13 protein-coding genes are annotated in these 18886 nt (G+C 61.1%); 3 read left to right on the forward strand and 10 right to left on the reverse strand.

Annotation, left to right across the window (positions count from 1 at the left end; genetic code table 11):
• Positions 1-567: 567 nt before the first annotated feature.
• Both ACYQ2I_RS02965 and ACYQ2I_RS02970 read left to right on the forward strand, forming a co-directional pair.
• Positions 568-4629, forward strand: a complete 4062-nt coding sequence (locus ACYQ2I_RS02965) for a hypothetical protein (protein WP_460165500.1) — start codon at positions 568-570, stop codon at positions 4627-4629.
• 13 nt (positions 4630-4642) lie between these two features.
• Positions 4643-5515, forward strand: coding sequence for a TrmH family RNA methyltransferase (locus ACYQ2I_RS02970; RefSeq protein ID WP_460165501.1), 873 nt, complete (start codon positions 4643-4645; stop codon positions 5513-5515).
• A 241-nt stretch (positions 5516-5756) separates the two neighbouring features.
• Here the strand turns inward: ACYQ2I_RS02970 and ACYQ2I_RS02975 are convergent, their stop codons facing one another.
• From ACYQ2I_RS02975 to trpD, 9 genes are all read right to left on the reverse strand, one after another.
• A complete protein-coding gene (locus ACYQ2I_RS02975; RefSeq protein ID WP_460165502.1) occupies positions 5757-6734 on the reverse strand; it encodes a DMT family transporter in 978 nt (325 codons plus the stop codon).
• 363 nt (positions 6735-7097) lie between these two features.
• Complete coding sequence (locus tag ACYQ2I_RS02980; protein WP_460165503.1) at positions 7098-7952, reverse strand: PEP-CTERM sorting domain-containing protein; 855 nt, start codon at positions 7950-7952, stop codon at positions 7098-7100.
• Positions 7953-8215: 263 nt separating this feature from the next.
• Positions 8216-9010 (reverse strand): hypothetical protein, encoded by a 795-nt coding sequence (locus ACYQ2I_RS02985; RefSeq protein ID WP_460165504.1) that lies wholly within the window; start codon positions 9008-9010, stop codon positions 8216-8218.
• Positions 9011-9052: 42 nt separating this feature from the next.
• Positions 9053-9664 (reverse strand): CvpA family protein, encoded by a 612-nt coding sequence (locus tag ACYQ2I_RS02990; protein WP_460165505.1) that lies wholly within the window; start codon positions 9662-9664, stop codon positions 9053-9055.
• A 39-nt stretch (positions 9665-9703) separates the two neighbouring features.
• A complete protein-coding gene (locus tag ACYQ2I_RS02995; protein ID WP_460165506.1) occupies positions 9704-11428 on the reverse strand; it encodes an ATPase, T2SS/T4P/T4SS family in 1725 nt (574 codons plus the stop codon).
• On the reverse strand, positions 11428-12576 hold the full coding sequence (locus tag ACYQ2I_RS03000) for a type IV pilus twitching motility protein PilT (RefSeq protein ID WP_460165507.1): 1149 nt from the start codon (positions 12574-12576) through the stop codon (positions 11428-11430). Before ACYQ2I_RS03000 ends, ACYQ2I_RS02995 begins: the two co-directional genes overlap by 1 nt.
• Positions 12577-12649: 73 nt before the next feature.
• Positions 12650-13417 (reverse strand): imidazole glycerol phosphate synthase subunit HisF, encoded by a 768-nt coding sequence (gene hisF / locus ACYQ2I_RS03005; RefSeq protein ID WP_460165508.1) that lies wholly within the window; start codon positions 13415-13417, stop codon positions 12650-12652.
• 546 nt (positions 13418-13963) lie between these two features.
• Positions 13964-15205, reverse strand: coding sequence for an MFS transporter (locus ACYQ2I_RS03010; RefSeq protein WP_460165509.1), 1242 nt, complete (start codon positions 15203-15205; stop codon positions 13964-13966).
• Between the two features lie 87 nt (positions 15206-15292).
• Positions 15293-16339 carry an anthranilate phosphoribosyltransferase gene (trpD, locus tag ACYQ2I_RS03015; RefSeq protein ID WP_460165510.1) on the reverse strand — a complete coding sequence of 349 codons (1047 nt, stop codon included), beginning with the start codon at positions 16337-16339 and terminating at the stop codon, positions 15293-15295.
• Positions 16340-16688: 349 nt separating this feature from the next.
• On the opposite strand from trpD, the gene ACYQ2I_RS03020 reads away from it, so the two are divergent.
• Positions 16689-17636 carry a nucleoside hydrolase gene (locus ACYQ2I_RS03020; RefSeq protein WP_460165511.1) on the forward strand — a complete coding sequence of 316 codons (948 nt, stop codon included), beginning with the start codon at positions 16689-16691 and terminating at the stop codon, positions 17634-17636.
• Between the two features lie 42 nt (positions 17637-17678).
• Here ACYQ2I_RS03020 and ACYQ2I_RS03025 read toward each other — a convergent pair whose 3' ends face one another.
• Entirely contained in the window at positions 17679-18857 is a 1179-nt protein-coding gene (locus ACYQ2I_RS03025; protein ID WP_460165512.1) for a S1C family serine protease, read from the reverse strand.
• Between the last annotated feature and the right edge of the window lie 29 nt (positions 18858-18886).

The raw sequence follows: 18886 nt of genomic DNA on the forward strand, positions 1-18886 counted from the left end.
AGGAGAAAAGGGTTGTTCCAGGTACCGACCGACGGCTTCATGCGAAAGCGCCGACGCCCAGGGCCGGTGGCTCCCCGACGCAGCGTCGCCCGAGCCGCCTCGCCGGTGGTCGTTTCGACGAGACGAGCGTTCCCTCGACCGCACCTTTTCGGCACGGAGAAGGGACCGATCTCATTACCATCATAATCGAAAAACATGCAAAATGAACAGGAAAACCGATTTGGGAAAGCTGGGGCAAATGGCGGCGGAGCGAGGTGTTTGGGTTGTGTTGATTGTGGCGGTTGCAAGGCGGAGCGACGGCTTCTCCGGTGTGCTCGCGGGGCGTTCCTCGTCTGGTAGACCGCTCTGTAACCCGGCATTACAATGAAGCCTGATCCGTTGCTACCCCCTCGGATGCCCCTGTTTGGCGAGGGGGTTTTCCCTTTCAGAAGGGGTAGGGGATGTGTGCGGCGGATGTCTTTTCCTGCGATGACGGCGTGTGGGGGGCGGCGATTCCGGTCGGACGACGGCAAGCACGGACGATCGTTCGAGGGACAATGAGCAGACGGATGGTGGGAAGACCAAGGTATGGCGCGAACGAGTAGCGAAGCGACCCTTCGGTCGTCTACGGAAGCGATTCTCGGGTACTTGAACTACTCGGAGGGCCGTCGCGATCCCAAGTTCTTCAAGGCCTGGAACGATTTCTGGAAGGCCGGGCGCATCTATTCCCGCCGAATCGACCGGAAAAAAGCCGACCGCAAGAGGCCTTGGGGCGTCATCGTCGACCGGCTGACCGCTCGCCTGGACGAGTTGTCCGAAGCATCGACGGCCTTTCGAAACAGCGAGCAAGCGCGCACGATCTTGCGGTTGCTCGATGAAAAATTCCTCGACCGGTACCGCGCATTCCACCACGATCTCTTACTGCACTGGAGTCCCATCGACGTTTGTCAGCCCTATTTCCTGGCGCGATGTTGCGAGGTACTGCTGGCGGCCGGGACCGCGGGAGGAGACGACGAAGCGATCCTCGATCGGGCACTCACGGCGATCAACGATTATGTCGGCTATCGGCCGACGGCGGTGCTCGAATCGAAAACCGCATTCGAACCCTACGAGCACGAGTTTATTTGCCCCGTCCCGCTTTACGTGCGCGAAGCGGGGGTCGCCGAAGGCAAGTACCGCCGCGTCATCGAAGAGGCCCTGAAGATTCTTCAGAGAACGCCCCAGGGGATTCTCGAAGACGCCATGCTCGACCTCGAATTGCTCGACGAGTTGGCGTACGATCCGCGGCCGTACGATTTCACGCATCCGGCGCATCGACGGCCGAACTATCAGTTCGGAACGTGGGATTTTCGGCGAATCGACGAAAACGGATACTTCCGCCGATACGTCGTCCAGGGGACGATCCTCGACTGCATTCTCAAGCGCGTGGAGGAAGCCGACGATATTCCGCGAAAGGAGCGGTTGTTCGAGGCCGGGGCCGTGTTGGCGGGCACGATCTTGATGGGGTCCGGTGTTGCGGGCAATCGCCCCGACGCGCACAGCTCGCAAACGAGCCTGCCTCGCTTGTTGGAGCGGATCGCCGGCTACCGGGACGTGTTCTACGAGCATTTGCTGCGCAACAAACGCGGCAAACACGGTGCGCGACTGCGCGAAGAACGTAAGGTGAAGCATCAGGCGTTCGCCACGGCGAGGCAAAGCCTGAACACCGAGATTTCGAAGTTGCGGGCGAAGCAGGAAGTCCACGCTCGATTGGCCGGCGTGTTCGCACGCCTGGGCGAAGTCGACTTGGCTCTCGAGCACGCACGCAAGACGAATGTCGTTTCGGGACGCTTTCGGGCGATGATCGAAGCCCGGTTGGTTCAGGCTCGTGAACTGATCGACGCGAAAAGTCTCACCGCGGCTCTCGATCTGCTGGACGACGTCGTCGACATGATCAATCGCGGTATCGAATGCGGGGCGTTGGCCGATCCGTGGAACATCTTGGGGTTCAGCGGCAATTACCCGTTGTTCATCAACCGGCAGGAGTCTACCCGCGACGACCGCATCGACGTGTTGATTCAACTCGTCCGACAAACGTGCGAGACCTTCGGCAGGCTGTGGAAGGAGGCGGTCGCGGCCGAAGAGACCAAGGTCGAAAAGATGGTCGCGAACGACTTCTACGTGTTTGCCGATTGGTGGGACCAATTCGGCTCCGACGAAGTCGAAGACGTACCGGGATTTTCGGCCCTGGAAATGTGGGAGGCGCACGAACGCGGTACCCAGGTGTTGCGCGAGTGGCGTGCGGCGGGAAGCGAAAAGGGCGATATCGCTTTTTGGCGCGAACGTGTCGAGCATTTCGACTCGGCCGAAAACTACGCCTTGATCGTCGAGACGTTGCTCGATCACAACGACCTTTCGGCGGCGATGGCATTGCTGGTGCACTGGGCCAGCCGCGGCGACGAGGTGAGCTTCGGCGAGGGGATGCGGGCGCTGTACGCGTTTTGCCTGCGATGGATTTTCAAGGTCTGGCAAGGCGACCTTCCGGACCTCAATACCCATCGCAAACGCTGGGAAATGACGCGTCGGTTCATCGATTTTCTCGAAGCGAACAGCGAACAGTACTGGCGGGCGCCGCAATTCGGGTTGATGCCCGCCGTCGAAATCGATCGGACCAAGGAAGACTACGCGTACGACGAATACACCGCCGAGGACGACGACGTCCCGCCGGGGCTCGAAGGCGCCTCGGACGAGTTTCTTTCGGCCTTTCGTGATGCGGTCGACCGGTTGGACGAATCGTTCTTCGATGATTTGCTCTCGGGCGAGAAAGAAATGGACTTTCAAGACTCGGGAGAAGACGGCGTCGACGGTTCGGTCGCCGACGACGAGAATCCGCTGTTCATCGAGTTGAGTGCGGAGTTCCGCTACTTGACGAACCACTTGCTCTTCCTGATGACGGTGGCGCGGCTGTGGTACCACACCGCAATGTTTTGCTTTCCCATCGCGCAGCCCGACGAAGAACGCTTCGACGTCTTCGAGAACTGGCGCAGGCAGGCCGCCGAACTCAGCGACAAGCTGGTCCAACTGGCCGAAACCGTCTATCGTTTTCCCATTCCGCGGCCGCGCAGCGGTACCGAGTCGATCATCGAGTTCGACCAACTCAACGTGATGCGGCTTTCGTTTTGCGAGCGGGTGGTCGATACGGCCGTGGCCATGGCCGACGCCGAGCGTGCGTTGACCGCTGCGATTCCCGAGGACTTCGGCCGCCGCGCCGAGGGGGAAAGTCGTTGGGGCGGCTGGTTGGACGAGTATCGAATCGTCTTTCGCGCGATCCTCCACGGCGATGCCGAGACGGTTTCCGACCATTGGCCCGCGTTACTCGAGAAAATCCACAGCGAGCCGATTCTGTACGTTCACCTTGCCCGCGGGGGAGAGCCCTCGCGATTGTTTGCCGCGGTCAACCTGCACCGCGCATTGGGGCGGCTGCTGCGCTATGCGCCGTGTTTGGGCCTGATCACCGAGACGTTGCAGTTGTTGCGGGCGATTCGGCGGATGGAAGAAGAGTCGCCGTTGGCGCCGGCCTCGGTGACCGAATACGACCGTATGTACGACGCCGCGTGCCAAGGGATTTTCGACGTCTTCCTCGAGGTGTTGGCCAAGGAATACGACGAGCGGAAGGCCTCCACCCGCTCGTTGGAACGCAAGTTCGACGTCCTCAATGCCGTCGTCGAACGATTGTTGAAGATTTGGCTGGAACACGCGCAGAGCATCCGTGTCTCGTCGGCCGAACCCCTGCGGGATCCCGAAGTGTGGCAAATGGTGAAGCAGTTCATCCAACGCTACGGCTCGGGACTGTTCACACAAGATTTCATGTCGATGCCGAACCTGCGGGGAATCTTGCAAGAGGGAATCGACGACTTCCTCAAGGCCTTGTGCGACGATACGCGTCGAAGCGGCGTCTCGTCACCGTTGGTCGACGATCTGGAATCGGGAAAATTGCCGTGGCGTGAATGCCGGTGGTGCCTGCAAATCATCTTCGAGACGATCCTCGAGAACTATGCCGAGTACATCGATTACAACGGCATTACCACGCAATCGGACTACGGCCAGAACTTGTACATGCTTCTCGATTTCTTGCGTCAGGCGGGGTTCTTTCAGCGAACCGTGTGGAACCTGCGGCCTATTTTCCTCGCACACGAGGTGTTGATGCAGCGCAACGAGCGCGCGATGGCCGCCGCCTGGGAAGTGGCCGTCCGCGAGCGAACTCGCGTGATTACGCAAGATCTGCTTGCCGGGTACCGCTCGTTGACGCTCAAGTACGGAATTCATCTGCCGTCGTTGTACGATCTGTTTCGTGCCGGATTCACCCGGCAATTGGTCGAACACGATCTGATGTGGCTTGCGAAACGGGCGCTGACGACCGACGATCCGAAACAACGACGCGAGGCGGTCGGCGATATCGTGCGGTTGATCGGTCAACTACTCGACGAAATCAGCGGGTTTCATTACCGCATGGCCGATTGGATCGACGCCTTGGAAGAAACGATCCACCATACCCGTGAAAAACTCGACGTGTTCGACCGCGAAACCGAGGTCGAATATCTACGTCCGCGGATGCGCCGACTGACTTCGCGGGAATTGTTGCGCCAGCTCGAATCGTGGCAACCCCATTGACGGACTCGAAGCCGTGGACACGTTCGGCGATCGATTTCCCTTGCTTACCAGCCGGAAAAACCCGCGAATTACGGCAGCCGCGCGACTGCGCGACGGTCGGCATCGGCGAAAGACGAAACGGATCGTCGTCGACGGCATTCGGGAGTTCGTGCGGGCGGTGGATGCAGGCGTCGTCGTCGATGAAGTCTTTCTCGAAAACGAAGCGTTCGCCGCAAGGAGACGCGATCCTGCTCTGAAAGCCGACGCAGATCGCGTCGCCGCGTTTCTCGAACGCCGCGACGCAGCCGACGGCGTCTTCCGCGTGACACGCGAAGTGTTCGACAAGTTGGCCTTCGGAAACCGCAAGGACGGCATCGTGGCCGTGTGCCGCGAACCGAATACCGATTTCGACGGCTGGCTGCCGCGGGAATGCGGCGAACCGCCGTTGATCGTCGTCCTCGAAGGCGTCGAAAAGCCGGGAAATATCGGAGCGGTCTTGCGCACCGCCGATGGTGCCGGGGCGAGCGACTGCCTGCTGGCCGACCCGAAGACCGACGTGTATAACCCCAACGCGATTCGCGCCTCACTGGGAACGATCTTTTCCTTCCGGCCGCGAACGGCTTCCGCAGGACGAATCGTCGAACGCTTACTGGAATCCAACATCGCAGTATTTGCCGCGCGAGTGGAAGGCGCCTGCGATTACGATGCCGTCGATCTCACCGGCCCCTGTGCGATCGTGTTGGGAAGCGAGGCGGACGGGCTGACGGACGTATGGGGGCATGAGAAAATTCGTGCCGTCCGCATTCCGATGCTCGGGCAGGCAGATAGCCTGAATGTTGCGGCGGCGGCCGCGGTATTGCTGTACGAAGCACGCAGACAGCGGCGAATGAGCGGTTCCCAGCGTTAAAAGCCCGTCGCACAAGCCGGGGGTGGGGTTGTTCGAGGTCGAATAAAGCCCCCCCGGCAGTCTCGGCCGCGCAAGGCGGATTCGCACTGGGCGGATGAGAAACGTCGGCCGGCGAAGCGATCTCTGCGCCCGGGTATCGCGCCGTCGAAAACTCGGGCCAACCAAACTTCTTCCTTGCTGTTCTGTGCCGCGATCCACCACAGCCGTCCGCGAATCGCAGAGGAAGACTTACGACGGGCTGCTAGGGCTTGCTGCCCAAGATCATGCCGGAAAGCGTCAGCACGACGCCGACGACGGCAGCGGCCGTGATGGCCTCTCCAAAGAACAACCAACCGGCCATCGCCGCAATGACGATTTGGGCCGTCGTGATGATGTTTGCCCGCACCACCGAAGTCCACTTCAGCCCGAACGTCAAAGCAATGAAGGCCGTGCAGTTCAGAAAGCCCGCTCCCAGCATCAACCCCCAATGCGGCCCTGTGATTGCCCGAAAGCCCTCGAGACCGGTCGTCCAAGCGGCCAGCGGGGTGAGAATCAAGCTGCCGATGAGCGTGACGAGCACGATGACGACCACCGGTGAGGCGTCGCCGGTGACGTTTCCGCGGATGGCGACGACCAGCGTCGAATAGGCGGCGCCCGCGGCAACGGCAATGAGGACGGCCGCAAGAATGATCACCGGCGGTGCATTGACACCTTCCAGCCCGGTATCCGCGCCCCAGTACAAGGTGACGATGCCGGCGATCAAGATCACGATCGCGACCGCCGAACGCAGGCTCACGCGTTCCTTCAGGATGAAGTACCCCAGAAGAGCCGATCCGATCAGGCAGGCGGCTTGCGTCAGCGGCGTCACGATGGCCACCCCGATCTTGCTCATGGCCCACAAGAAGCCGATGTTGCCGACCAGTTGCGTCAGCAGTCCGGTGATGCCGATGGTCACCAGCGTTTGCCGGGTGGGAATCGGGATCTTGCGGCGTGCGAGCTGGTATATCAGCACAGGCCCGACCAGAACGACGGTGACCGACTCTTTGACACCGATCACCCAAAACGGGTGCGTTTGGGATTCGGGGCCGACCAACACGCGCAACAGCAAGTTGGCCGTTGCGTAACCCAGGGCCGAATACGAGACCAACAGCGTACCGAACCACGCGGCGGCCGCGGCGCTGGGACAAACAGGCGGGGCCGAGGCGTGGTCGACCCCGATCGGCGAGGTGGTATCTGCCATGTGATGCGGAAGAAAAACAACGGCGAGGAAAACAGAAGCCCCGACCCGACCGGGTGGGGCTCCAAAACGAATCCTTGTCTCTCATTCTACCAACCGCGGCCCGTCCTCCCAGGCGACGGGGCGGAAAAACCGTCCTTCGACCGAGCAATCGCAGAAAACTCGGACATGGTGTGCGGGAACGCATCGTCTTTCCCGCTGGACACTTCTCCGCTCGAACCGGTTCGTGTTTCGAGGGGGTATTTCCGCAGACTCGGGACGCCGCAAGAAACACACAACAGGGAGCCGAAGCCGGTCGCCCGGTGACGACTCCCTGGTGTGACGAAGGAGAGTGATGCGACTTCTCTTGAGTTGTTCGCCGGAGGCTCAGACGCGACGTCGGCGGCGGGCGATCCAGCCCAGGCCGATGCCGCCCATGCCCAGCAACGCGACCAGCGTACCCGGCTCGGGAACGGGCTCGAAGTTGGCGGTGTAGGTCGTCTTCCCGTCGAACTTCACCGTCACGTTGTCGACGAAACCGTCGAAGGTTCCGCTCCACCCGGAGCCTGCGGCAACGCTTATGCCGCCCACGATGGTCGAATTCGGATCGATCTTGAGTTCGACGTCCGTATGGCCGTTGATGTTCCAGAATTTACCCGAAGTGCCCATCCAGTCGGCGAGGGTTTTCACGTTGGAGTTGTCGACGGCGTCCAGGCCGTCGGCCCAAATCCAAAACTTGTCGTTTTGGAGTCCTGTTTCGGTAACCCACGTGTCGACGGCGGCAGCACCGGAGACTCGGTACGTCCGCTCCCAAATGATTTGGATCGTCGTAAACGTGTAATTGTCGGTCGCGATGTCGTGCAGCAACGCGCTGGCGTGCAATCGCAAGGCCGGTACCAAGTGATCCGGAGCGGTGCTCGAAGAAGCCCGATACCAGTCGAAGCCGAGGTTGCTGGCCGGATCGAGCAATTCGCCGAGACTGCCCAGCGTAGGAAAGAACATGCCGATCGCGCCGGCCTTGTCGTCGCCGTCGGTCAAATGAAGCTCGAGCGACCCCAACCCTGAACGGGGGTTCGTCTCTGTGATCTCCACCGTCCCGTCGCTCCGGACGTCCCAGGGGGTCCAAAACTGCGAGCCGTCGAGCTTGCTGACGATCGCGCCGCTGGCCGGTGAGATACCGAACACGCTCAAGGCGATCAATGCACAACCGAGGACTGCCCCCTGCCACCAATGACGCAACATTGGCCCGGCTCCTTTCAAGATGAATCCACAGGTGCCTACTTCTACAGGTGCTGCGTTTCCCTGGTCCCCAATGCCCTAGTTTCGGCGGGAATCGTTCTGTTCCGGATTCCGGGGAGCACTAGAACGGGAAACGAATTTGCCGCGATTGACGATTGTGCCAATCTTGGCAGTCATCCAGTATAGTTGCGTTAAGATGTGTTGTAAACACCCAGGCAGGAAAAATAGATAAACTAGGCTGGATGTATTGTGACCTCCCGCCCCCCTCATGCGGCGGAGTTGGTGTTCCGCTTCGGCCGCAATTCCTCGAGTGAGGGGGGGCAGACGGCGCCTTCCGTGTCGATGACAAGCCAGTCGGAAAGCCCGACCGTCGGCAAGGTCACCCGCTGAAGGGTGATCGAGAGAAAGAAGGTCTTCTTTTTCCCGTCCTCGGGATCGTCGTACGTGACGGCAAACATCTCGATGATGTGCCAGCCGTTGGCGTCCTCCCAAATCGCGGGAGTTTCGTAATAGCGAACGGTTGCCTTTTCGCCCAGGGCGATGAGCGCGAGGACGCCGTCATTCTCGAGGAAGCCCTGAAGGCCGTGCCGCAGCGACGATTTAGGGGTGTATTTCGAGGCGAGCTTTTCGTCGAGTGGTTCCCTCCGGCCGGGGGCCTGCGTCAGTTGGTGGGCGGCCAAGACCTCACCCTTGCGCAAGTGCGTGATCCACGTTTCGGCATAGGCGCGGGCCTCGCGTTCCAGCAGCACGCGGGTGACGAAGTACGAGGTCGGTCCCGCCCCCAACGAGAAAAGGGCGAGAAAGATGCCCAGCCATGCGGCATTCTTGCCCACCAGCGGGGGATCGGAAAAACGGATGCGCACCAGCGCCGTGATTCCCAACACCAACGCGATGACCGGCACGACGATCAGCAGCATGCTGAGGAGGGCCGACAAACTCAGCAGCCCGGCCAGCAATGCGACCAAGGCGAGGGCGCTGAAGGTTCGGTACTGCTGCTGTTGTTCCGCTTCGTAATCGGCGAGTTGAAACGATTCGCCCGCAGAACCTTTCGATTCGGCCATGAATATATTCTCCCCGACGAAGGCCCGAGTCGTGGTGACGGATCAGCGGCCCGGCGCGGCCTTTCCGGCGTCGGTAAACGATGCGCCGCCTTCGATCGCCTTTTCCAACGCGGCACGTCGGGCGGCGTAGTTCGAGATGAATTTTGCTTCGGGGTCGAACTCGCGCCCGGCGAACGAACCGACAGATACATTGTGCACAAAACCAAGCCAAAGTCGATCCGGGCCTACCACCAGCATCTTTTGGGTGGGATCGAAGCTGCCCATCAAGAATTTCTCGGCCATCGGTGCGGTGTGCAGGCTCATGAGGGTGAACGACACGAGCACGCAGCCGACCATGAAGCCGAGGGCGATGCCGCCGATGCGGTCGACGATCTTCATGAATCGCACTTTGACACGCGAGAGCATGTCGGCGGGCAGCCGCAAAATCAGGCAGAAGACGGCAAACAGCCCCCACAACGCGAGAAAGTCGTACGCGTAGGTGAGGCCTTTGCCCATCATGCTTTCGAGCATCTTCGCGGCCGGTTCGAACCAACTGGTGGCGAGCAACCCCGCCATGATGACGACGAACAGGCGGATGGCGTTTCCCCAGATTCCTTCGTTGAGTGTCAGCCCCACGGCCGCCGCAATGATGACCAAGGCTACCAGGTATAACATGAAACCGACTCCTCGCGGGATGGTGTGGTTCGCGTAGAGTTATTGTTGTCCTCGAAATACCCGCATCAACTCTTGAATCGAGGTCAGGCCGCCGGCCGCCAGATAGATACCCTCGTTGAACATGGGAACCATGCCCGATTGCACGGCGGCGGCATACAGGGTGTTGTAGTCGGCCCCTTGAGCCAACAGTTGACGAATCTGGTCGTTGACGGCCAGATATTCGAACACGGCGATGCGGCCGAAATAGCCGATGCCCGCGCACTGCTCGCAGACTTGGTCCGGCTTGTCGGGATTCGGCGGTCCGGGTTGGAAGAAGGCCTGCACGCTTCCCGGCGGAAGACCCAATTGTTGGAGCAACTGAGGTTGCGGCGCGTACGGCTGACGGCACTTGTCGCACAAGCGGCGCACCAGTCGTTGGCAAAGGACGCCGCCGACCAGTTTCGGGAAGCTCGCCGACTTCGGTTGTAGGGACGCGATTTGCAGCAAAGCCTGAACCGTGTCGTTCGCTCGGGTGGCGGTCAGCAACAAGCGGTTTTCTTCCAACGCATCGCGAGCGATGATCTCGAGGATTTCGCCGTCGGGGATGTCGCGGAAGACGACCACGTTCGGATCCATGTGAACCAGCTTGCGCAAAGCCTCGATCAAGGCTTCACGATTCGTCGGATCGAACGTGGTGACGGGGACGTTCTCGACCTCGTCGTACCGCATGTTGACCGCTTCGAGCGCGGCGTATTCCCGCATGAACCGATCGCTGGCGTTGAGCGTCACGTGGACGGTCGTCCGCAGCCCCTGGCCGGGCGGTGCCGAAAAGATGAACGCGCTCTTTTCGGCGGCCATGTGGCCTTTGACCTTCTCGATGATTTCGGGGCGCATGCCGAGTTGATCGAGCGATTTGAACGGGCATTTCTCGGGTTCGAGGCGGATGATTACCCGCTCCATCGTCCCGTTGCCCTGCGTGATCAGCGTGCTCTTGAGTTTCGCGCGCGCGTAGATCGTGCGAAACTGACCTTGTTGCGGATTGACCCGATCCTGAGGATTCAGCCCGCAGAGGATCTTCAGCGAGTCGACGGCCGGGAAGGCCTCTTCGACAGTGGGGGCCTCGGCATCGAACCACACCCCGTCGATACTGATCTTCAGCGTGGCGGCGTTGGCGGTCAGATCCATCATCAGGATATCGCCGCGCCGGGCGATCGCATCGGCAACCAGGCGTCGCGCCACCATGAACCCGGGATTCTGCCGGGCGGGGATCAACCGCATGTTCCGCTCTTGCAGGCTGCCGCCGACGGCTTCAAAATCGGCGGGCGGACCGGTGACGGCCTCTTCCTCGATTTGGCCCTTCTTCTTACCCGCCATCAATCGCTTGAAATGGGTGACCGTGAACACCTTGTCGCTCTTGTCGACCAAGGCGTTTCGTTTGACGACGTAGATCGCCGACGGCACGATCAATGCCAACAGCCACAACGGCAAGTTCACCCAAAAGATCGGGATGAACAGCGAGAGCAGGGCGATCACGAAGAACGGTGCGAAGACGATCGGGTTCCATTGCATGTAGTCGAGGTCGATGTCTTCCAGGTCGCGGTTGACCCAATCGACCATCCGAACCCAAATCAGGAAGATCAACCAGAAGATCAGGATCTTCCACCAGCTCGCGTAACCGCCGGGGCCCATCCAACCGCCGCCTGCACCTTCTTCGGCCCAGGCCGGTTGCACTGCCAAGGAGAACGCTTGCGCGAAGATGCCGATTTTCAACAGGTGTCGGTGCATCAGAGCATTCCGGATTCTTTGACTTCGATACCCTTAAGCGCCATCTTCAGGGACTCGGGGTTCGGGGCCACTTCGAAGGCCGTTGCCCGATCGATCAACCGACGTTCCACCAACTGCTTGAGGCTCAGCGTGAAGTCTTGCATGCCCTCGTTGTAGCACTGGCGGATGGCGTCGGGCAGTTTGTTGTCCAGCTCCTCGAGGATGAGTTTGCGGACGGTGGGGTTGAACGTCATGATCTCGCAAGTGGGCACACGCTGGACACCCTCTTTGATCGAAGGCAGCAGCTTTTGTGCAATGATCGCCTTCATGTTGAAAGCGATGGCACTGCGGATCGCCGCGTGCATCTCTTGCGGGAACAGGTCGAGGATACGTCCGATCGTACTGGGGGCGGTCGAGGCGTGGATCGTTCCGAACACCAGGTGCCCGGTTTCGGCGGCCTGGATCGCCGTTTCGAACGTTTCCCGGTCGCGCATTTCGCCCACCAGGATGATGTCCGGGTCTTCACGCACGGCATGCTTCATGCCGGTCATGAAGTCCTTCACGTCCATCCCGATCTCACGCTGATTGATCAGGCACTTGTCTTCGGTGAAGGTGAACTCGATCGGGTCTTCCAACGTGAGGATGTGCTTGTGGTAATGCCGGTTGATCCAGTTGAGCATCGACGCGATGGTCGTACTCTTACCGGACCCCGTCACGCCGGCCAGCAGAATCATGCCCTGGTGGAATTTACAAAGGTTTTCCAGGCTGGGGGGCAAGTACAAGTCTTCGAAGTTAGGGATCTTGTTGTTGACGCGCCGCGCGACCAACCCCAAGTGCCCCATCTGTTGAAGCACGTTCACGCGGAAACGCCATTTCACCCCGTCGACGTCGACCACGTGCGCGAAGTCGCAACCGCCGTCTTCGTCGAAGATGCGCCGCAGCCGCTCGTCGAACATCGGGAAAATGAGACGCACCATCTCGTCGTCGTCGATCGGGCCGCGATTCAAGGGGCGCAACGTTCCGGCGACGCGGACGTACGGCGGTTTTCCAACTTTCAGGTGCAGGTCGCTTCCTTCCAACTTGACCAGCGCCCGAAACAGCTTGTCGATTTCGAGGTTCGTCGGCTTTTTGCCGAACCGCATTTTGTCGGCTTCGATCGGGATCGTCATCGCGTTTCTCGTCTCTCTTCCTACGGCAACGGTGTCCAATGCCGGACGGCGACCGGCTCGTCGATTCGGGTGATCATAATCGAACCGGGATACCGCGGGAACGCAGGTATTCCTTGGTCTCGGCGATCGTGTACTCTCCGAAGTGGAAGATGCTGGCTGCCAAGACGGCGTCGGCACCGCCTTTGAGGATGGCGTCGGCCATGTGTTCGGGACATCCCGCCCCACCGCTGGCCACCACGGGGATGCGCACCGCATCGGTCACCGCGGCGGTGATCTCCAAATCATACCCGTTCTTGGTTCCGTCGGCATCCATGCTGGTGAGTACGATTTCACCGGCTCCCAGGCGTTCGACCTCGCGGGCCCACTCGACGGCTTCGAGCCCGGTTCCCACACGTCCGCCGTTGATGTGGACTTCCCAGAACTCCTTGCCGTCGCGGATCACCCGCTTCGGGTCGATGTTCACGACGATACACTGGCTGCCGAAACGCCGTGCCGCCTTGCGGACCAGCTCGGGATCACGGCAAGCCGCCGAGTTGATCGAGACCTTGTCGCACCCGGCGTTGAGCAGGTTGCGGATGTCGTCCAGCGTGCGGATGCCTCCGCCGACGGTCAGCGGCATGAAAACGACTTCTGCCGTTCGGCGGACGACGTCCAGAATGATATCACGTCCTTCGTGGCTGGCGGTGATGTCGAGAAAGACGAGTTCGTCGGCACCTTCGGCCTCGTAGCGGGCGGCGATCTCGACCGGGTCGCCCGCATCCCGCAGGTTGACGAAATTCGTTCCTTTCACCACCCGGCCTCGATCTACGTCGAGACAGGGAATAATCCGTTTGGCTAGCATCGATTCGGTGACGTATCCGTCGAGTGAAAAGGGCCGGTTCGGAATCCTCGAAACCGTCGCGGTCGGTGCGAAGCGGCAGGCGGCGGATCGAATGCGATTCGGCCGAAAGGATCGTTCGTGCCGGTAAGCGACGTCCGCGAGCGTACTTCGGTGCGGTCCCTCAGTCGCCGGATCGGAGCCCGAAACGACCGAACACAGGGTGTCGCGAAGCAGACTCGCAATCGTTTCGCGTCGATCCGGAAGAGCTATCGCCTCGTCTCCGTCCGATCGGAACAACCATTGCGCGTCGCCCGGCTTCGGTGATTTTGTGCAAGGGAATCGTCCCGCGCAAGACCCCGCCGTTGCCGAAGCCTCGGCTGCCGACTTTCCCGGGAACAACTTCCCCAATTCTCCTACTGTATCGTCGGAAAGGCAGGGCGGTCAACTAATGCCGATTGGGGGGAGCACGCTCACCAGCATGCGCCCGGCGATGGGAACGACCGCCGCTTCGTCGTCCGGCGGGCCCACGCAGACTTTTCCCGGGCGTTTCCACGCTGCCGCCGGCGATCAGTGCCCGACTCCATGCCGATCACCGACTCGCGAAAGAACCCAGATCATCAACGACGAGATGAGAATCAAGCCCGCGAGCACCGAGTACGAAATTACGTCGCCGTACCGCTCGCTCCAGGCGGCCAAGGCACCGGTGATCGCCGGCCCGAGGCTTCCGCCGCCGAACCCCAGAGTGAAGCTCAGGCCGTAGGCGAGGCTGCGGCGGTCCCGCCGGATATATTTGGCGACCAGGCTGTTGTACAGCGGCTGATGCATGAAGAACACCGGGGCGAAGACCGCGGCGGCCGCAATTCGCCACGGGCCTTGGGCCACGCCCATTGCCAGCAGACATGGGGCCGTCATGAAAAACACCAGCATCAGCCAACGCTCAAGGGTGTGCGGACGAGCCACCCGGCCTGCCGTGTATTGACCGATCGCACCCAGCAACAGAACCCCCCCGGCAAGGAGGTTTCGCTGGCTTGCGGGGGCCAAGTTACCGAAACGCAGTCCGATATCATCCAAATAGCGGGCAAGGAACGTCATCACCGAGGCATACACGAACCCCGACAGCAAGATGGCCGAGATCAGCAAGAAGTAGCAGCCCCAGCTCGAACCGGCCGGTGCCTGCGGTGCCTCGGAATGATTCGTCGCGCGATCTTTGGCGGCCGCGGCAAGGGCCTCTTCGGCCTCGGTCGGAGCCTCGTCATGGGGCAACGTGAGGCCGATCAAGACTGCCAAAAGGACGCCGGGCACCGCCAGAAAGAAGTAGTATTGCTGCCAGGTGAACTCGAACTGGAGGACACCGGCCGCGATGAACGGACCGGTCGCGATACCGATCGAGCCGAGGATTCCGTGATATCCCAATGCCATCGGACGATTTTCGGCCGTCGTATGTCTTCCGATCAGGGCCAGTCCGGCCGGATGGTAGATGCTCGCAAACGTCCCCATCACGAATAACGTGAGAAACAGAACCGCCATCGAGGGCGAGACCGCCACCAGGCAAGCCGACACGGCACATCCAAGCAGGTACACCAGCAGCATCCGCCGCGCCCCAAGACGATCGGCCAGCCAACCGGCGAACAAAGCGCAGACACCGAACGGCAATCGAAACGTCGTGCCCAGTTGTCCCGTGATCGCCTGCGACACCCCGTATTGGTCGCCGACCAGTTGCTCGACGCTCGAAAACGATTGCTCGTACACGTGCACCAGCAAGTGGCAGCAGGAAATCAACAGGACGATTTGCAAGACGCGCTTCGACATGGAAACCCCAGGCGGCAGTTGACGAACAAGATATTCAAACCGGTGATACGCCGTCACGGGCCCGTGACGAGGAAACGCCGCAGGTGCTCACTCGTTGCGGGGGGGAGGCGAGCGACGGCTGCGTTCGACCAACCGTTCCAGAAGTTCGGCGGCCGCGCCCGAATCGATCGCTTGAGCTGCCGATTCGACGGCGGCGGGCAGCGAGTCGGCTTTGTCGGCCAGGTAGACGGCAGTCGCGGCATTCGCCAAGACGACGTCACGAGCCGGGCCCGGTGCGCCCGCCAGGATGCTGCGGATGACTTCCGCGCTGGCAAAGGTATCGTTCACCCGCAGAGCATCGATTTCGACCTGCGGTAGCCCGAAATCCTGGGGCGTCCACACCTCTTCGGTAATCTGGACGGTCCCGGACGAATCGGCAATCACCCAGGTGACGTGGGTTTCGCCCGCCAGTGATACCTCGTCGAGACCTCCGGCACCATGAACGACGACGGCTTTTTCCGTCCCCAGCAGCGCCAATGCCTCGGCCATGACGGGACGCAATTCCGGCTTCCCGACCCCCAGCAATTGGCGTTTCGCTCCGGCGGGATTCGCCAGCGGCCCCAAGATGTTGAAAATCGTCGGATGGGGTAGCGCCTTTCGGACGGGCGCGACATGCCGCATCGCCTCGTGCAATAGCGGGGCAAAACAAAAACATATTCCCAGGGCATTCAGACAATCGGCGACGACGGCGACGTCGGCCTCGATATTCACGCCCAGTTCGGCCAGCACGTCGGCCGAGCCGCTCCTGCTGGTGATGCGCCGATTGCCGTGTTTGGCGACGGGAATCCCTGCCGCAGCCGTCACCAAGGCCGCCGCCGTGCTGATATTGAACGTTCCGGACCCGTCCCCGCCGGTTCCCACGATATCGATCGCCCGAGGACACGCGTGCGGGATGGGCGTCATATGACGCCGCATGGCCCTGGCGGCCCCGGCGATTTCGGCGGTCGACTCGCCCTTCTCGTGCAACGCCGTCAACAAATCGGCGATGGCCTCGGCAGGCCACCGACCCGCCATGATCTGGTAGATCAGTTCGTCGGCTTCGTCGATCGTCAGGTTCGTTCCCGATCGAATCCGCTGGATGATCTCGGTGTGCATGGGCGTCGTCCCGGCGGCCACGGGGTCGGTAGGGGCACCTCCACTTGAGATGGGGGCCGATAAAGCGATTGTGTTGATTATTGTGGTGATCAATGAAGTGGAGGACAGCAGGAAGAAAGCCGAATTTTACCCCGCCGCTCGGGTGCGGGGTAGGGTTTTCAAGGCTGCGGCAACGGTTCGTAGAGGTCGCACTTTGGGGACTACATCGCCATTTCGAGCGGTAACCAATGAATGAGCAGTGTCACAGTGACCTTGCCGCAGATACCGGGGGCGACTACAATCCCGCGGCTTGTCGGTCGTCGAACTGCGGTCTTAACGCTTACGGAATTCGAAAGAAACAGAGGATGTCATGGCCAAGAAGGTCATCTTGGACGTCGATCCCGGCATCGATGATGCCGTCGCACTGACGATCGCCTTGTTTGCATCGGAGCTTGAAGTGACGGCGGTCACGGCGGTGGGAGGAAACGTATCGCCGAACATCGCTACCCGCAACCTACAAGCCCTGGTGTATTATCTCGACCCGCCACGGTTCCCTCGTTTGGGGGCCGCAACTCCGCCTGAGTACGGCCTGCCGATCGTGGGCCGCTTCCCCAGCCGCGTCGACGAGTTGCGCGAGGCTGAGTTGAAGCCGGTGGAGCTGCGGACGCCGCACCCCGCCGAAAAGGTGATTATCGACGAAGTCCGTTCCTCGCCGAACGATGTCACGTTGATCGCGTTGGGGCCGTTGACGAATATCGCCCGGGCGTTCCAGCTCGATCCGCAATTGCCGTCGTTGATTCATCATTTGGTGATCGCCGGGGGAACGGTGATCGCCCCGGGGAACATCACGCCTGCCGCAGAATTCAATTTCTATTGTGATCCGCAGGCGGCCCGTACCGTATTGGCATCTCCGGCCGCCAAAACGCTGGTGACGCTCGATGCGACGAACCGGCTGAGTTTCACGTACGGAATGTTGCACGACCTGCCGTCGCCCGAAACGCGAGTCGGCGCGTTGCTGCACAAGATTTTGCCCGCCAAGTTTCGGGCGTATCGCCAGCAGTTGGGGCAAGAGGCCATCCACCTGCACGATACCGTCGCCTTGATGGCCACCTTGCTGCCCGATGTGTTTACGTACAAAGAGCTATCCGGCGATGTAGAAACCAGCGGCGAGCTGACCGCGGGGGCCGTCGTCTTCGATCGCCGTCCGATTCCCGGCTGGCGAAACAATCTCGTCGAGGTGGCCTACGACATGGATCCCAAGCCGATCGCCACGGCGATTCTGGAGCGATTGCACGCCGTGGCCGACGCGGTCGGTTGACCCGGACGAAGCGGGGGCGCCTGCGAACCGAAGACGGCGTGCTCAGCCGGATTGCGGTCTGCCCTGGAGGGTGACCTTCAGCAACGTCGGTTGTTTGTCCCGCAGTACGAGCACGGGCACTGTCTTGCCGATCGGCGTGATGGTTACCAAGTGGACGAGATGGGCGTCGTCCTCGATGGGAACGTCGTTATAGCGCAAGACGATGTCGCCCGGCTTGATCCCGCCTTTTTCCGCCGGTGAGCCCGGCGTGATGCTGAGGACTTTCGCGCCGATGAGTTCGTCCAAACCGGCTTCGCGGGCGGCTTCCAGATCGTAATGGGAATCGAGCGTGACGCCCAAGAATGCGCGTTCGACGTAGCCCTTTTCGACCAATTGGCGGGCGACGAACATGGCGAGGTTGATCGGGACGGCGAAACCGACGCCTTCACTGCCCCCCGATTCGCTGGCGATCGCCGTGTTGATACCGACCACTTCGCCTTTGAGGTTGACCAGCGGTCCGCCGCTGTTGCCGGGGTTGATCGCGGCGTCGGTCTGTAAGAAATCTTGCAGCCGCACGGCGGGGTCGCCCAGATCGAGTCCGCGACGGCTCTTGCCGCTGACGATGCCGAACGAGACGGAGTGTCGCAATCCGAACGGGCTGCCGAAAGCCAGCACGAAATCGCCCACCTCGAGCGAGTCGCTGTCGCCGATCGCGGCGGCGGCGATGCGCGGGGCCGAGATGGCCATGACGGCGATGTCGGTTTCGGGGTCCGTCCACAGCACGTCGGGTTGAATTCGGCGGCCGTCGTATAAGTGAATGGAAATTCGCGGCGGCAACGCGCCCTTGACGATGTGCCGGTTGCTCACGACGTAATACTTGTCGTTGATCGTGACGATGACGCCGGCGCCGGCCTCTTCGACAGGGGCTTGGGGGCCTTGTTGCAGCGCACGACGGCCGGGAACGCGAGCCTCGATGTGAACGACGGCCGGTTCGATCAACTTCGCGATGATTCGGATGGCCTTCGAGTAGGATTCCAGTACCGCGGCATGCTTCGCCAACTCTTGCCGCAGGGCTTCCCGCGACGGCTCGTCGATTGGACCGAATCGTTCGGAGGCGGCCGGAATCGCGACGATCGGTTTCTGTTGGGCGTAGCCCGCTTGGGACATTGCCGCGACAAGAAGGGCGACCAGGAGGAGCCTCCACCGCCCGAGGGGGGATAGCTTGGCAACGCTGGAATCCATCGATTACCTCGCGAATGATTCGAATTCGA

It is taken from the genome of Thermostilla marina (assembly GCF_054657455.1).

Coding starts and splice junctions, on each gene's coding strand:
- ACYQ2I_RS02965 (WP_460165500.1), top strand. CDS start 568: ATGGCGCGAACGAGTAGCGAAGCGACCCTTCGGTCGTCTACGGAAGCG.
- ACYQ2I_RS02975 (WP_460165502.1), bottom strand. CDS start 6,734: ATGGCAGATACCACCTCGCCGATCGGGGTCGACCACGCCTCGGCCCCG.
- ACYQ2I_RS02980 (WP_460165503.1), bottom strand. CDS start 7,952: ATGTTGCGTCATTGGTGGCAGGGGGCAGTCCTCGGTTGTGCATTGATC.
- ACYQ2I_RS02985 (WP_460165504.1), bottom strand. CDS start 9,010: ATGGCCGAATCGAAAGGTTCTGCGGGCGAATCGTTTCAACTCGCCGAT.
- ACYQ2I_RS02990 (WP_460165505.1), bottom strand. CDS start 9,664: ATGTTATACCTGGTAGCCTTGGTCATCATTGCGGCGGCCGTGGGGCTG.
- ACYQ2I_RS02995 (WP_460165506.1), bottom strand. CDS start 11,428: ATGCACCGACACCTGTTGAAAATCGGCATCTTCGCGCAAGCGTTCTCC.
- ACYQ2I_RS03000 (WP_460165507.1), bottom strand. CDS start 12,576: ATGACGATCCCGATCGAAGCCGACAAAATGCGGTTCGGCAAAAAGCCG.
- hisF (WP_460165508.1), bottom strand. CDS start 13,417: ATGCTAGCCAAACGGATTATTCCCTGTCTCGACGTAGATCGAGGCCGG.
- ACYQ2I_RS03010 (WP_460165509.1), bottom strand. CDS start 15,205: ATGTCGAAGCGCGTCTTGCAAATCGTCCTGTTGATTTCCTGCTGCCAC.
- trpD (WP_460165510.1), bottom strand. CDS start 16,339: ATGCACACCGAGATCATCCAGCGGATTCGATCGGGAACGAACCTGACG.
- ACYQ2I_RS03020 (WP_460165511.1), top strand. CDS start 16,689: ATGGCCAAGAAGGTCATCTTGGACGTCGATCCCGGCATCGATGATGCC.
- ACYQ2I_RS03025 (WP_460165512.1), bottom strand. CDS start 18,857: ATGGATTCCAGCGTTGCCAAGCTATCCCCCCTCGGGCGGTGGAGGCTC.